Source organism: Microbacterium sp. MDV22-iso44, assembly GCF_058629135.1.
In genome coordinates, this window is record NZ_JBZVWS010000001.1 from 801317 (window position 1) to 815929 (window position 14613).

Annotated in this window: 8 protein-coding genes; 7 read left to right on the forward strand and 1 reads right to left on the reverse strand. The window is 71.8% G+C overall.

What is annotated here, in order from left to right; all coding sequences use genetic code 11:
• The first annotated feature begins 56 nt into the window (after positions 1-56).
• The 3 genes from AC4NN1_RS03970 (at position 57) to AC4NN1_RS03980 (ending at position 3908) form a co-directional block, all read left to right on the forward strand.
• Positions 57-1304 (forward strand): sugar ABC transporter substrate-binding protein, encoded by a 1248-nt coding sequence (locus AC4NN1_RS03970; RefSeq protein ID WP_336123987.1) that lies wholly within the window; start codon positions 57-59, stop codon positions 1302-1304.
• Between the two features lie 67 nt (positions 1305-1371).
• Positions 1372-2979, forward strand: coding sequence for an ABC transporter permease subunit (locus AC4NN1_RS03975; protein WP_491954593.1), 1608 nt, complete (start codon positions 1372-1374; stop codon positions 2977-2979).
• Positions 2979-3908 (forward strand): sugar ABC transporter permease, encoded by a 930-nt coding sequence (locus tag AC4NN1_RS03980; RefSeq protein ID WP_018188397.1) that lies wholly within the window; start codon positions 2979-2981, stop codon positions 3906-3908. The genes AC4NN1_RS03975 and AC4NN1_RS03980 overlap by 1 nt, the downstream gene beginning before the upstream one ends.
• Here the strand turns inward: AC4NN1_RS03980 and rsmI are convergent.
• Positions 3898-4728: a 16S rRNA (cytidine(1402)-2'-O)-methyltransferase gene (gene rsmI, locus AC4NN1_RS03985; RefSeq protein ID WP_116228859.1), complete on the reverse strand. Its 831-nt coding sequence runs from the start codon at positions 4726-4728 to the stop codon at positions 3898-3900. The genes AC4NN1_RS03980 and rsmI overlap by 11 nt on opposite strands.
• Positions 4729-4751: 23 nt before the next feature.
• On the opposite strand from rsmI, the gene AC4NN1_RS03990 reads away from it, so the two are divergent.
• Genes AC4NN1_RS03990 through AC4NN1_RS04005 form a run of 4 tightly spaced genes read left to right on the forward strand, consistent with a single transcriptional unit; the run spans position 4752 to position 14598 of the window.
• Entirely contained in the window at positions 4752-6347 is a 1596-nt protein-coding gene (locus AC4NN1_RS03990; RefSeq protein ID WP_491954594.1) for a dolichyl-phosphate-mannose--protein mannosyltransferase, read from the forward strand.
• Between the two features lie 26 nt (positions 6348-6373).
• A complete protein-coding gene (locus tag AC4NN1_RS03995; RefSeq protein ID WP_491954595.1) occupies positions 6374-7495 on the forward strand; it encodes an FHA domain-containing protein in 1122 nt (373 codons plus the stop codon).
• Positions 7492-8649, forward strand: coding sequence for a serine/threonine-protein kinase (locus tag AC4NN1_RS04000; RefSeq protein ID WP_116228856.1), 1158 nt, complete (start codon positions 7492-7494; stop codon positions 8647-8649). The genes AC4NN1_RS03995 and AC4NN1_RS04000 overlap by 4 nt, the downstream gene beginning before the upstream one ends.
• Positions 8650-14598, forward strand: coding sequence for an Ig-like domain-containing protein (locus AC4NN1_RS04005; RefSeq protein WP_491954596.1), 5949 nt, complete (start codon positions 8650-8652; stop codon positions 14596-14598).
• The last annotated feature ends 15 nt before the right edge of the window (positions 14599-14613 follow it).

The window sequence follows — 14613 nt, forward strand, 5'->3', positions numbered from 1 at the left end:
GACGGCGCGACCTCGCCAGAGGCCCGCCGGATCGACCACACCCGGAAGGAAGATCCATGCGCAAGATGGGTATCGGCATCGCCGCATTGGCGGCGGGCTCCCTCCTGCTGGCCGGTTGCGCCGGCGGCAGCAGCACCACCACCCCGGCACAGTCGGAGTCAGCGGCTCCGATCGACGCAAGCGGCGTGACCCTCACCGTCTGGACCGACGAGAACCGCGAGCCCGCCATCACGGCCGCCGCGAAGACGTTCGAGGAGGAGACCGGCGCGAAGATCGATCTCGTCCAGAAGAACTTCGGTGACATCCGCAACGACTTCACCAACCAGGTGCCCACGGGCGAGGGGCCCGACATCACGATCGGCGCGCACGACTGGCTCGGCGGTTTCGTGCAGGCGGGCGTCGTGGCGACCGTGGACCTCGGCGAGAACGCCTCCAAGTTCGAGAAGGTCGCGACCGACGCGTTCACGTACGACGGCCAGACCTACGGCCTGCCCTACTCGCTCGAGAGTGTCGCACTCGTCCAGAACACCGACCTCGTCGGCGAGGACGCACCCGCGACCTTCGACGACATGATCGCGGCGGGCAAGGAGTCGGGCGCCGAGCGTCCGTTCGTCATCAACACCGAGACCTCGAAGGGCGACGCGTACACGATGTACGGCCTCCAGACCTCGTTCGGTGCGCCGGTGTTCGTGCAGGACTCGTCGGGCTCGTACACGAAGGACGTCGGCATGGGCGGCGAGCCCGGCACCGCCTTCGCCACGTGGCTCGGTGAGCACGGCGAGAAGGGCTCGGGCGAGATCTCGACCACGATCGACTACGACACCAACAACGAGCTCTTCGCCTCGGGTAAGGCCGCCTACACGATCCAGGGCCCCTGGGCCGTCAAGGCGCTGACCGATCAGGGCGCGAAGATCAAGGTGAACCCGATCCCGTCGGCCGGCGGCGAGACGGCATCCCCGTTCGTCGGCGTGCAGGGCTTCTACATCAGCGCCCAGAGCGCGAACGCCCTCGTCGCGCAGGAGTTCGTCACCAAGTACCTCGCCACCTACGAAGCGCAGAAGGCCCTCTATGAGGCTGACCCGCGCATCCCGGCCTGGTCCGACCTGGCCGAGGAGGTCTCGTCCGACCCCGTGATCGCCGGCTTCGCCGCCTCGGCGAAGAACGGTGTGCCCATGCCGAGCATCCCCGAGATGGGTTCGGTCTGGGACCTCTGGAACGCCGCTCAGGTGCAGGTCATCAAGGGTGCGGACCCGAAGGGGACCTGGACCAAGATGGTCGCCGACCTCGAGAAGACCATCGGCTGACACGCTTCCGGGGGCGGGGCTGCGACGCCTCGCCCCCGGAGACCACTTTCCTCGAGAGGGAGACGACATGACGGCTCTGCAGAGCCCCACCCTGCCGGAAGACGCGCCGCCGGCCGCGGAGTCCCACGCCCGGCGCTGGTCAGGCCTCGGCTGGGGGTTCCTGGTCAAGCTGGTGCTGATGGGCCTCATCAACGCGGTGGGCCTGATGGGCATCATCGCCGCGTTCCAGGCGCAGTCCTGGATCGTGTTCGCCGTCGCCGTCGCCCTGCTCCTCGCAGCCGACGTCGTCTACTTCACCAAGCGGGCGCTCCCGCTGAAGTACCTGCTGCCGGGGCTGTCGTTCCTGCTCGTGTTCCAGGTGTTCATCTTCCTGTACACGGGGTACATCGCCTTCACGAACTACGGCGCCGGCCACATCGGGTCGCAGGACCAGGCCGTCGCCGCCTCGCTCGCCCAGGGTGAGCGCCGCGTCGAGGGCGCTCCCACCCTCCCCCTCACCGTCGTCGAACGCGGCGGCGACCTCGGCTTCGCCGTCGTCGAGGACGGCCAGCTGCTGGCGGGCTCCGCCGACGACCCGCTCAGCGCGGTCGGACCCGCTCCTGCCTCGGGCGCCGCGACCGAGGTCCCCGGCTGGTCCGTCGTCCCTCGCAACCAGATCATCGGCGACCAGGCGACGCAGCAGGCCGTCATCGACCTCCGCGTCCCCGTCTCGGACGATCCCAACGACGGCTCGATCCGCACTCGCGACGGGTCCAGCGGCGCGGTGTACCAGTCCACGATGACCTGGGATGCCGAGACGCAGACGATCACCGACAGTGCGACGGGTCTCGTCTACACCGCGAGCCCCACCGGCAACTTCGTCGCCGACGACGGGACGACACTCCCCACCGGGTGGGTCGTGAACGTGGGCTTCGACAACTTCGTGAAGCTGTTCACCGACCCGACGATCCTCGAGACGCTGGGACTCGTCACCGGCTGGACCTTCGTCTGGGCGGTGCTGTCGGTCCTCATCCCGTTCGCGATGGGGCTCGTCTTCGCGCTCATCTTCAACGACCCGCGGGTGCGCGGCCGGAAGATCCTCCGGACCCTGTTCATCCTCCCGTACGCGTTCCCGGCGTTCATGTCCGCACTGCTGTTCCGCGGCATGTTCAACGCGGAGTTCGGCGTCATCAACGAACTCTTCTTCGGCGGCGCGAACATCGACTGGCTCGGGGATCCGTGGCTCGCGCGCGGCGCGGTGCTCTTCGTGAACGTCTGGCTCACCTACCCGTACTACTTCCTCGTGTGCACCGGCGCCCTGCAGGCCCTTCCGCAGGATGCCCTCGAGGCGGCGTCGATCGACGGGGCGGGCCGGTTCCGCCAGCTGCGGGCGATCATCCTGCCGCTCGTGCTCGTGTCGACGGCGCCGCTGCTGATCTCCTCCTTCGCGTTCAGCTTCAACAACTTCACGATCATCTACATGTTCAACGCCGGCGGGCCCGCGATCCCCGGCGCACCGTATGCACTCGGGTACACCGACATCCTCATCTCGGCGATCTACGACATCTCCGGAGTCTCGGGGGGCAAGGCCGACTACGGCCTCGCGAGCGCCCTGTCGATCCTCGTGTTCGTCGTGGTGGGCGCCGTGTCGGCGCTCGCATTCCGTCAGACCAAGAAGCTCGAGGAGTACCAGTGATGTCCGCTCCCTCCCCCGCCGCGACCACCGCGACGATCACGACCGGTTCGTCCGCGACTCGCACCGCCGCCCTGCGTCCCGCGCAGCGCAAGCGCTGGGTGCTCGAGGTCGGCTGGAAGTACCTGATCGCCGCGGGGCTCCTCTTCTACGCGATGTTCCCGCTCGTGTACGTCCTGTCGGCGTCGTTCAATCCGAACGGCACCTTGTCGGCGGCGAACGCGTTGTTCTCCGTCATCGACATCGGCAACTACGCCGCCCTCGCCGACACGAGCTACTGGGCCTGGTACGGCAACACGCTCCTCGTCGGCGGCGCGTCCGCGGCGGGAGCGGTCCTCATGGGCGCGGCGGCTGCTTACGCCTTCTCGCGATTCCGGTTCTCCGGCCGGCGGATCAGCCTGACGGCGCTCCTGATCGTCCAGATGTTCCCGCAGGCGCTCGCGTTCGTCGCGATCTTCCTGATGCTGCTGACCCTCGGCGAGGTGTTCCCGGTCCTCGGGCTCAACTCGAAGATCGCTCTCATCTGCGTGTACCTCGGTGGCGCGCTGGGCGTGAACACGTTCCTCATGTACGGCTTCTTCAACACGATCCCGATGGAGATCGACGAGTCGGCCAAGATCGACGGCGCCACCCACGCCCAGATCTTCTGGCGCCTCATCATGCCGCTCGTGACCCCGATCCTCGCCGTCGTCGGCCTCCTCGCCTTCATCGCGGCATTCGGCGACTACATCATCGCGAAGATCGTCCTCGTCTCGGAGGACAACTGGACCCTCGCCGTCGGCATGTTCCAGTGGGTCTCGAACCAGCTCGCCAGCAACTGGGGTCTGTTCGCCGCCGGGGCCATCCTCGCCTCGATCCCCGTGCTGGCACTGTTCCTGTCGCTGCAGCGCTACATCGTCGGCGGCTTGACGGCCGGCTCGGTCAAGGGCTGAGCGGCTTCTTCGCCGCGACGGCGGCACGGTAGAGGTCTCGCGAGGGCAGTCCGGTCTCTCGCGAGACCTCGCCGGCGGCATCCTTCAATCGGATGCCGGAGGCTACGAGCGCCTGCACCTGGGCGACGGCGTCGTCCTCACTGACGGCACGGACGCTCGCCCCCTCGACGACGACGACGATCTCGCCGCGGACGCCCTGGGCGGCCCACTCCGCCAGCTCGCCGAGCGGGCCGCGGACGACCTCCTCGTGCAGCTTCGTCAGCTCGCGGCAGACGGCCGCGCGACGGTCCACCCCGAACGCCTCGGCCATCGCGGCGAGCGTGTCGGCGAGGCGGGACGGCGCCTCGAAGAAGACCATGGTGCGCGCCTCGGAGGCCAAGGCGCCGAAGACCGTCCGCCGCTCCCCCGCCTTGCGGGGCGCGAAACCCTCGAACGTGAAGCGGTCCGTCGGGAGGCCCGCGAGGGCGAGCGCGGTGATCACGGCGCTCGGACCCGGGAGCGCCGTCACGTCCACGCCCTGCTCGACGGCGGCCGCGACGACCGCATAGCCGGGGTCGCTGACCGTCGGCATCCCGGCGTCGCTCAGCAGCAGGACGTCCTCGGTCGCGGCGAGCGCGACGAGCTCCGCGGCGCGCTGCTTCTCGTTGTGGTCGTGCAGGGCGATGAGGCGCGGCCGATTCTCGATGCCGAGGGCCTGCAGCAGGCGCTGGGTGGTGCGGGTGTCCTCGGCGGCGACGATCGTCGCGTCCTCGAGGGCGGTGCGCAGGCGCCCGGTCGCGTCGCCCAGATTTCCGATCGGGGTCGCGGCGAGGATCAGCACCGCCCCAGCATAGGCTGGTCGCCGTGAGCTCGACCGCGGAACCGTTGCTGCCCGCGGCCCCGCTGCGGCCCCGCCTCGACGTCCGCATCGATGCCTGGCGCGGCCGGATCCTCCGTCATCCGGCGGCCCGCTGGCTCGCCCCCCTGCTCGTGACGCTGCTCGCCGGCATCCTGCGGGTGTGGAACGTCGGCCACCCGCACGCGATCGTCTTCGACGAGACGTACTACGTGAAGGATGCCTGGAGTCAGTGGAACCTCGGCTACGCCGCCACGTGGCCAGACGGCGCCGACCAGCGCTTCGCCGACGGTGAGACCGGCATCTACACGCGGGAGCCGAGCTTCGCGGTGCATCCGCCGCTCGGCAAGTACCTCATCGGTGCGGGCATGGCCCTGTTCGGCCCGACCTCGTCGTTCGGCTGGCGCTTCGCCGTGGCCCTCGCGGGCACCCTCGCCGTCCTCGTCCTCTATCTGATCGCGTGGCAGCTGACCCGGTCGATCGCGTTCAGCACGGTCGCGGCGGGGCTGATGGCGATCGACGGGCTCGCGATCGTCATGAGCCGGGTCGCGATCCTCGACATCCTGCTCACGTTCTTCGTCCTCCTCATGGTGTGGTTCGTCCTCCTCGACCGGCGGCGTCACCTCGACCGCCTCGCCCGGGCCATGCTCCGACGGGATGCCGCGGGCCGCGTCTCGTGGTGGGGTCCGGTCCTGTGGGGCCGGCCGTGGCTGGTCGCCGCGGGTATCGCCGGCGGTGCGGCGTGCGGGGTCAAGTGGTCGGGGGCATGGGTCCTCGGGGCGCTCGGCCTGTACGTCGTCGTCAGCGACGCGCTCGCCCGGCGCCGCCTGGGCGTCTACTTCTGGCCGGCGGATGCCGTCCGCCAGGGCGCCGCGTCGTTCCTCTTGCTCGTGCCGGTCGCCGTCGTCGTCTACCTCTCGACGTGGATCGGGTGGTTGACCACCGACGGCGGGTATGGCCGTCACGACGTCGACGCGACCCCGGCGCAGGGCTTCTGGTCGTGGGTCCCGCTGCCCTTCCAGAACCTCTGGCACTATCACGAGACGATCTACACGGCGACGGCCGAGATCACCTCGACGCATCCGTACGCGAGCCCCGCCTGGCAGTGGCCGCTCCTGCTCCGCCCCACCTCGATGTACGTCGGGAACACCGCGAACACCGTCGACGGATGCGCGAGCGCCCGCGGGTGCATCGAGATCCTGTACTCGATGCCGAACCCGCTGCTGTGGTGGCTCGGCGTGCTCGCCGTCCTCTGGATCGCCGTCCACGGGGTCCGCACCCGCGACTGGCGCGCAGCCGTCGTGATCGTCGGCGTCGGCGCCTCGTACGTGCCGTGGCTGTTCTACCCCGATCGCACGATCTTCCAGTTCTACACGGTCCTGATCCTCCCGTTCATGGTGCTGGCGCTGACCTTCGCGCTGCGCGCCCTGTGGGGTTCGCCGGGCCGGATCGATGCGACGGGTCGGATCGTCGCGCGCCGGATCGTGCTCCTCGTCCTGGCGCTCGTCGTCGCGCTGTCGGTGTTCTGGTACCCCCTCTGGGCCGCCATCCGCGTGCCGTACGAGTTCTACTGGCTGCACAACTGGCTGCGCGGATGGGTCTGACCGCGCGCCGTCAGTAGGCTGAGCACGTGTTCCGATACCCCACCCCGACGCTCGCCGCCGAGTCGGGGTACGCCATCGCCGGCGATCGGTTCGCCATCCTCCTCGGATCGGGCGTCACCGAGGGTGTCATCGCGCGGCTGTGGAACTCGGCCGTCGCCGACACGGCGGTCCTCGAGGACGTCCTGAGCGTGCTCGTGGCGGGCGGCATCCACGACCTGCCCGACTTCGCGATCGCGGAGTTCCCCGACGACGACGCGCAGCCGGTGCGCGTGGCCGTCCGCGGCGCCGCCATCGTCGAGACCTCCGATCGCACGCGCGTGTCCGGGGCCGATGCGCGGACCTGGATCGAGACGGCGCTCGCGGGGGCCGTCGGCATCCGTCTCGCCCTCGACGCCGGCGCGACGGGCGGCGACCTGCTGCCCCTCGGGCTCGGGGTCACCCGCGCCGACGAACTGTCGTGGGGGCGCCCCTTCCCCGCGGGCCGCGAGCCCGACGCCGAGGTGACGCCCGCCGCCGAGGGCGAAGAACCCCCCGGCACCCTTGCGCCCGTCACCGTCGCCGTCCCCACGATCACGCCGCCCGTCCGGCCCGCACCCGCAGCGCCCGCTCCGACTCCCCGCGACGAGGAGATCGACGTCCTACAGACGATCTCGGTCGACCGCAGCCTGTTCGCCCGGCTCTTCGAGGACGACGACGAGCTCGAGCTGCCCGACTTCCTGCGCGAGGACGACCAGCGCCACGACGGCGGGGACCTCCCCGACGAACGCACCCTCTTCGGCTCGCGTCGCGCCGCAACCGGGGCGGTCTACGGCCTGCGCCTTCCCGGCGGGCGGACGGTCCCCCTCGACCGGCCCGTGATCCTTGGGCGCGGCCCGCGGCAGGCCGGTCACGCCGGTGCGCGCATCGAACGCGTCTCCTCGCCGCACAAGGAGATCTCGGGCACGCACCTCGAAGTGGTGCTCGACGGGACGACCCTCGTGGTCCGCGACCTCGACTCGACGAACGGGACGATCGTGCGCCCGCCGACGGGAGCCGCGGCGCTCCTGCGCGGCGGCGCGGCCTCGCGGGTGCCGCTCGGGACCGAGCTCGACCTCGGCGACGGCGTGACCGCGGTGTTCGACGTGCTCGACCCCTCGACGGCGGGATGACCGACCGCGTGTCCCACAGGCTTCCGTCCACGCCACCCGGTCTCTCGGGGTTCACGTACGTCCGTCCGCTGGGTGCCGGAGGTTTCGCCGACGTCTTCCTGTTCGAGCAGAACCTGCCGCGGCGTCCCGTGGCCGTGAAGGTCCTCCTCGAAGACGTCGTCGACGAGAACGTGCTGCGCATGTTCAACGCCGAAGCCGATGTCATGGCCCGCCTCAGCGCCCACCCCTCGATCCTCACGATCCACGAGGCATCCGTGTCGGCCGACGGACGCCCCTACCTCGTGATGGAGTACTGCCCGACCTCGCTCACCCACCGCTACCGGCGCGAGGAGATCCCCGTCGCCGAGGTGCTGCAGCTCGGGGTGAAGATCGGCTCCGCACTCGAGACCGCCCACCGCGCCGGGCTCCTGCACCGGGACATCAAGCCGTCGAACATCCTCGTCACCGCCTTCGGGTCGCCCGTCCTCTCGGATTTCGGCATCGCCGCCGCCGTCGAGGCCCGACCGGATGCCGAGGAGGTGTTCGCGATGTCGGTGCCGTGGTCGGCGCCCGAGATCGTCGACGAGCGGGTCTCGGGTTCCATCGCGGCCGAGGTCTGGAGTCTGGGCGCCACCGTGTACTCGCTGCTCGCCGGCCGCAGTCCCTTCGAGCGCTCCGGCCGCGGCCAGAACACCCGCGACCAGCTCAAGGCGCGGATCCGCAAAGCGGTGTACACGCCCGTCGGTCGCCCCGACGTCCCCGCCGAGGTGGATGCCGTCCTCGCCCGCGCCCTGAGCCGGGACCCCGCCGCCCGGCATCCGTCCGCCGCGGCCTTCGCTCACGACCTGCAGCTCATCCAGCACCGGATGGGGCTCCCCCACACTCCCCTCGAAGTCGCCGTCGACGAGTGGGCCGCAGCCGGGGCGACCGTCGACTTCGCCGATGACCGCCTGCGCGGTCCGGTGCGTCCGAGCGTCGCGTACGAGTCGGCCCGGCCCGCGCGTCGCAGGTCCGCCCCTCCCCGTCGCCCCGACGAGGGCACCATCCTCGCGGGCGCCGAGCCCGCGCCGCGGCTGAGTCGCACCGCCGTGATCGCCCTCGCCGTCGGCGCGGGCGTCGCGCTCACCCTGGCGGGCGCCGCCACCACGTTCTTCCTCCTCGGCGGAGCGGGCTGAATGGCAGGCCTGCCCCGGGAGCGACCCCGCATCCGCCGGTCCACGTGGATCGGCGTGGGTGCGGTCACCGCCGTCGTCGCGGTCGTCGGCACCCTCGCGGCCGTCTGGCCGGGATACGACGCGCAGCAGACGCCCGTCGACGATCCGACGGTCTGGGCGCTGCAGACCGGCGCCGGGAGCGGGTACGCCCGGGTCAACCTCGACCTCGGCGAGGTCGACACCGTCAAGCAGGTGGTCAACGGGACGCAGGTGGCGCAGACCGCCGACCGGCTGTTCGTCTTCAGCGAGGGCGGCTCGGCCTACTCCGACGTCGACCTCGCCCAACCCGCCGACCTCACCGGCGAGGATGAGGACGCCTCCTCCCCCACACCGGCCGGAACGGTCGACATCGTCTCGGCGGGCGACGCGATCGCCTACCGGACCGAGGGCGGCGGCGTCTTCGGCGCGACCCTGTCCAGCGGCGGCGCGGTCTCGCCGATCGATCCGTACGCCGACGCGGACCGGGACGCGAACGAGCAGGGTCCCCGCTTCTCGGCATCCGCGGTCGCCGTCGACGCCGACGGCGTCGTGTACGCCTACTCGGCGCCCGAGAAGGTCGTCGTCCGGGCCGAAGCGGCCACGGGGCGCATCCTCGGTCAGGATCCGACCCCGATCGCCCCCGTCGACGCGCAGCTGAGCGCGGTCGGCGGTCGCTGGGTGCTCTACGACGTCGCGACGGGTGACGTCGCCGTGGCGGATCGGGACGACGTCGTGTCGACGACGCCGGCGACCGGGGCGCTGCTGCAACGGGCCGCGACGAGCGGGGACGCGGCCGTCATCGCCGATCCGACCGGGATCACGCGCGTGCCGCTCGACTCCGGCGCCGCGGATCGGCCGCTCGAATCCCCCGGGCTCGGCACACCGGCCGTGCCGACTCCCTCCGGCGGGGCGGTCTCGGCTGCGTGGCTCGGCGACGGCACCGGCGGCGGGACGCTGTGGTCGAGCGCAGCCCCGACGCAGAGCACGCCTCTGGACTACGCCGGCGCCGACATCGGCGACGGCGTCGATCCCGTGTTCGTCGGCAACGGGTCGCGCCTGGCGCTGAACGACCGCGGATCCGGCTGGGTCTGGCGTGTCCCCGACGGTGCGCTCATCCCCTCTTCGCAGCAGTGGCGCGTCGAGGACACGAGCGAGGCCGTCCCCGACACCGACGACCCCGTCGAACGGGTGCTCGACCCCAAGCCGCCCGTCGCGATCGACGACGAGTTCGGGGTGCGCGCCGGTTCCGTGGCGCTCCTGCCCGTCCTCCTCAACGATCACGACCCCAACGAGGACGTCCTCAGCATCGACGCGGGCGGATTCGACGGGGTGGACGCCGCCTTCGGGTCGGCGACGCTCACCGGCGCCGAGCAGCAGATCGCCCTCGACGTCGCCCCGGACGCGACCGGCACGACCACCTTCCGCTACCGCGTCACCGACGGCACTTCGGCCGGCGGGCGCCTCTCGGAGTACGCGACCGTGACGGTGCGCGTCGTGCCCGAAGAGGACAACGCGGCACCGGTCTGGTGCGGGGTGCCCGGATGCCTCGCCACCTGGCCCACGCTCTCGGTCGCCCCCGGCGGCACGGTCTCGGCCGACCTGCTCCGGGGCTGGGTCGACCCCGACGGCGACCCCGTCTACCTCTCCGGCATCGACGGAGCCCCCGCGGTGGGGACCGCGACGACGTCGCCGGAGGGCGAATTCACCTACCAGCATCCCGATCCGAGCGCGACGGACGCCGCCGGCATCCCGGTCGCGGTGGTCGTCTCCGACGCGCGGGGAGCGACGACGACGCAGACGGTGACGGTGCAGGTCACGCCCGCGCCCGAGCTGTCGGCCGAGTCGTTCGCGGTGAACGGTGTGGTCGGCGAGCCGCTCGACGTCGACCTCACCCCCTACGTCACCGGGGCGTCGGGACCCCTCACGCTCGGCTCGCTCGTGGCTCTCGACGCCGACCGCGTGAGCGCGACCCCCAACCCCTCCGCGCTGCGCATGAACGTCGTGGCGAACGAGCCGGGCTCCTACGTCGTGCAGTACTCGGTGCGAGACGGTGTCGGCGAGGCATCCGCCATCGCCCGCGTCACCGTCCGCGCACCCGAGGACACCGTCGTGACGACACCGCCGCTCACCGCGTTCGTCCGTCCCGGCGAGGACGCGACGATCGACGTCGCGTCGGCCGCGGCGAACCCGGCCGGCCTCGTGCTGCTCCTCGACGACATCCGACCCGACAGCGACCCGACCGCGTCGCTCAGCGTCGATCTCGTGGGGCAGAGCCTCCTGCGGGTCAGTGGGACGACCGACGACGGCACACCGGGACGCCTCGGCGTCGTGCGCTACCGCCTGAGCGACGGCGGGACGGATGCCGCCGGTGCCGAGGGCGAGCTGACCGTCATCCTCCTGCCGGCCGGCTCGGCCGAGCAGCCGATCGCCGTCGACGACGCCGTGACGGTCCGCGGCGGGACCCAGGTCGACATCCCCGTCCTCGACAACGACCACACGCCCACCGGGGCCCTCATCGCGATCGACCCGTCGTCGGTGGTCAACGAGACCGGCGGCGGCCTCGCGTTCGCCTCGGGACGCGTCCTGCGCTACCTGGCGCCGCGCGCGGCGGGTACGTACGCGCTGACGTACACGGTGTACCGGTTGGGCTTCCCCGAGGTGACCGACACGGCGCGGGTGACCGTCACCGTCACCGGCGGCGACGAGAACCGCGACCCGGTCCCGCGGACCCTCGTCGGGCGGGTCGTCGCGGGCCAGTCCGTCACGATCGGCTTCGACCGGTTCGCCGTCGACCCCGACGGCGACGACGTGTCGCTCGACGCCATCACGACCCAGCCCGCCGAGGGATCGGCGACCATCTCGGCCGACGGCCAATCGATCGTCTACACGAGTCGCGAGGGCGTCTCGGGTCAGGTGCGCTTCGGCTACCAGGTGAAGGATGCCCGGGGCCGGACGGGCGTCGGCGAGGTGCGCGTCGGCGTCATCGCCCGTCAGAGCGACCCGAGCCCGGTGACCTTCAGCGACTACGTGCAGGTGCAGGCGGGCGCCGAGAGCACGGTCGTCGTCCGGCCCGCGGACAACGACGTCGATCCTTTCGGCAGTCCCTTGGAACTCGGCGACGTCGTCCCGAACGCCCCCGCGGACAGCCCCGAGTACGCGGCGCTGGCCGGCCGGGTGAGCGTCGACGACGGCGCGGTGACGGTCACGGCGGGCACCGCCCTCGGCACCTTCTCGTACTCGTACGAGGTCTCCAACGCGGACGGCGACACCGCAATCGGTCTCCTCGTCGTCAAGGTCGTCCGTGACCCGGTGCCCGATCATCCGGTCGTCTCGGACACGGTGCTGACGATCGAGGACCGCGACCGGTTCACGACCGGCGTCGACGTGCTGACCGGCCATGTCGCGTGGGATGCCGGCGACGTCGCCGGGCTCACCCTGCGGCTCTGGGGCGACCCCGGCGACCTCGAGGTGTCGGGGCGGAGGATCTCGGGCGAGCTGCCGACGCGCACCCGCCTCATCCCGTTCGAGGTCAGCGGCACCGCCTACGACGGCAGCGAGGTGACGACGTACGGGTTCCTGCGCGTGCCGGGGACGGACGAGATCCGCCTCACCCTCCGCGCCGGCGTCGAGCAGCTCCGCGTCGCCGAGGGCGAGAGCGTCGAAGCGGACGTCGCCGACCTCGTGGTCCTGCCCGAGGACGGGGCCCTCGTCCTCGACCGCGACGGCACCAAGGCCGGCGGTGCGCGCAAGGACGCCACCTGCCGTGTCGTGTCGGGCACCGTCATCCGATACACCGCGGGGAAGGGCGCCCCCTGGTCCGATTCGTGCATCGTGGCGGCACGCCTGGCCGGCCAGGACGAGCCCACCTATCTGACGCTCGCTGTCGCCGTCGAGGCCGAGACGCCGCAGCCGTCGCTGCGGAGCGCGTCGCTCGGCGTCCGTCCGGGCCAGACGCAGACGTACGACCTCACCCGGATGGTGCGATGGGCCGGCGTCGCCGACGAGGACGCCCTCCGCTTCGACGTCGCCTACTCCGGCAACCAGTTCGAGGTGACCGCCGACGGCGCCGCCCTGACCGTCACCGCCGTCGACGAGGCCCGTCCCGGACGTGAGGAGGAGGTGACGGTGTCGCTGCCGAGCCACCCCGACGCGAGCGCGTCGAGCCTCGTGCTCACGGTCGGCCCCTCCCCCTCGTCGCTTCCCCGCGGCGGATCCGCGGTGAAGACCTGCTCGCAGTCGGACGGGCAGTCCTCGTGCACGATCGAGGTCGTCGGAGCCGACGGCGAGGTCAACCCGCTCCCCGGCACGCCGCTCCGGGTCGTGGCTGCGTCGAGCGCCGGCAACTGCGACGGCGTCCGGTTCTCCCCCGCCGGCGACCGCACCGTCCGAGCGAGCTGGAGTACGGATGCCGAGGGCGCGGCGCGCTGCGCGGGCACCTTCGTCGTCGAGGACGCGCAGGGGCGCCAGTCGAGCGGCGATCGCAACGGCTCCGTCGTCCTCGACCTGCGCGGTCTGCCGGCGAGCCCCACCCGCCTCGAGTGGACCTCGTACACCGACGACGCCGTGACCCTGCGGGTGACCTCGGATGCCGGTTCCTACCCGGGCGTCGAGGGGTACCGCATCACGACGGGAGGACGCGAGGTCGCCACCTGCCCGGCCTCCGGGGTGTGCGCGCCGATCTCCGCCCCGGTGGGCGAACAGCGCGTCTACGAGGCGCGTGCGGTCAACGAGGTGGGCGCCTCGCGCGGCACCGTGCGGACGACCGCGTGGGCCTACCGTCCGCCCTCCCGCCCCGCCGCCGCCACGTTCACGCCGGTCCCGAACGGACGCGACGGCGGAGTAGCGACCGTCACCGTGACCGGGCTCGACGACACGACCGGCAGCGTCCGCCTGGCCGGCGGAGTCGCCGGAAGCGCGACGCAGGCCGTCCGCGGCGGGACCGCCACCTTCACCGGCTACCGAGTCGGCTCGAACGACCCGAAGACGCTGACGGCGACGCCGCTGACGGAATTCGACCTCCCGCCCATCGCCGGAGGGTCCACCGAGGGGCGATCACTCGAGCTCCGCGCCCACGGCGTCGGTGCCCCGAGTATCGAGCTCTCGCAGACGACCACGACGGACTCGCTGACGGTGACCGCACGGGTGACGGCCGAGAGCGCCGGCACCGTGGCGCTGTTCGGCTTCAGCGAGGTGTCCGCCGCGGAGTGCAGCCCGGACTCGCGGGACGCCCGACGCACCTTCGCGGCGCGCGCGTTCGAACGCAAGACGGTCTACGTCTGCGCGACGAGCACCTTCGACGGCCAGGACGGCTTCGGCGTGACCTCCGACGCGATCACCGCCCGCCCGACCGGGAACGTCGCCGCGCCCGAGCCGATGACCTACACGGTGTCGACGACGCCACGCGGGGATCAGGCCTCCGGGTTCACGTACGCGGCGAGCGCGGCCAGCGACCCCGGCCGGCCGCCGTTCGAGGGAGCGACGCTGCGGTACCGACTGAATGATCAGCTTCGGGACTCCTTCGAGCCGCGCCCCAACAGGCCCGACGACCGGTGGACCGCGGAGTGGTGCGACACCTTCCTCGGCGTCGTCGGTGAGTGCTCCGACCGGACACCCATCGTCGCGGCACGCGGAAGCGCGGGTTGGCCGGTGTACGTGGCCACGGACGACGTGCCGCGGTGCCGGTCGGACGAAGAGGTGTCGGACTGGTTCCCGCGGAACATCGGCACCGACGTCGCGACGGTGCGGAAGACCGTGATCAACGGAGACCTCGGCCCGCAGCGTGTCGAGTACACCCTCGGGTGGACCGGCGCCCTCCGCGCGCTCGATCCGATCACCGTCAGCGTCGACTGCCGTCAGATCACGCCGCCGCCGCCCGAGACGGAGCCGCCGGCATCCCCCGACCCGACCGAGACCACCCCGCCGGCTCCCTGAGCGGCGCGGCCCCGA

Coding starts and splice junctions, on each gene's coding strand:
- AC4NN1_RS03970 (WP_336123987.1), top strand. CDS start 57: ATGCGCAAGATGGGTATCGGCATCGCCGCATTGGCGGCGGGCTCCCTC.
- AC4NN1_RS03980 (WP_018188397.1), top strand. CDS start 2,979: ATGTCCGCTCCCTCCCCCGCCGCGACCACCGCGACGATCACGACCGGT.
- AC4NN1_RS04005 (WP_491954596.1), top strand. CDS start 8,650: ATGGCAGGCCTGCCCCGGGAGCGACCCCGCATCCGCCGGTCCACGTGG.
- AC4NN1_RS04000 (WP_116228856.1), top strand. CDS start 7,492: ATGACCGACCGCGTGTCCCACAGGCTTCCGTCCACGCCACCCGGTCTC.
- AC4NN1_RS03975 (WP_491954593.1), top strand. CDS start 1,372: ATGACGGCTCTGCAGAGCCCCACCCTGCCGGAAGACGCGCCGCCGGCC.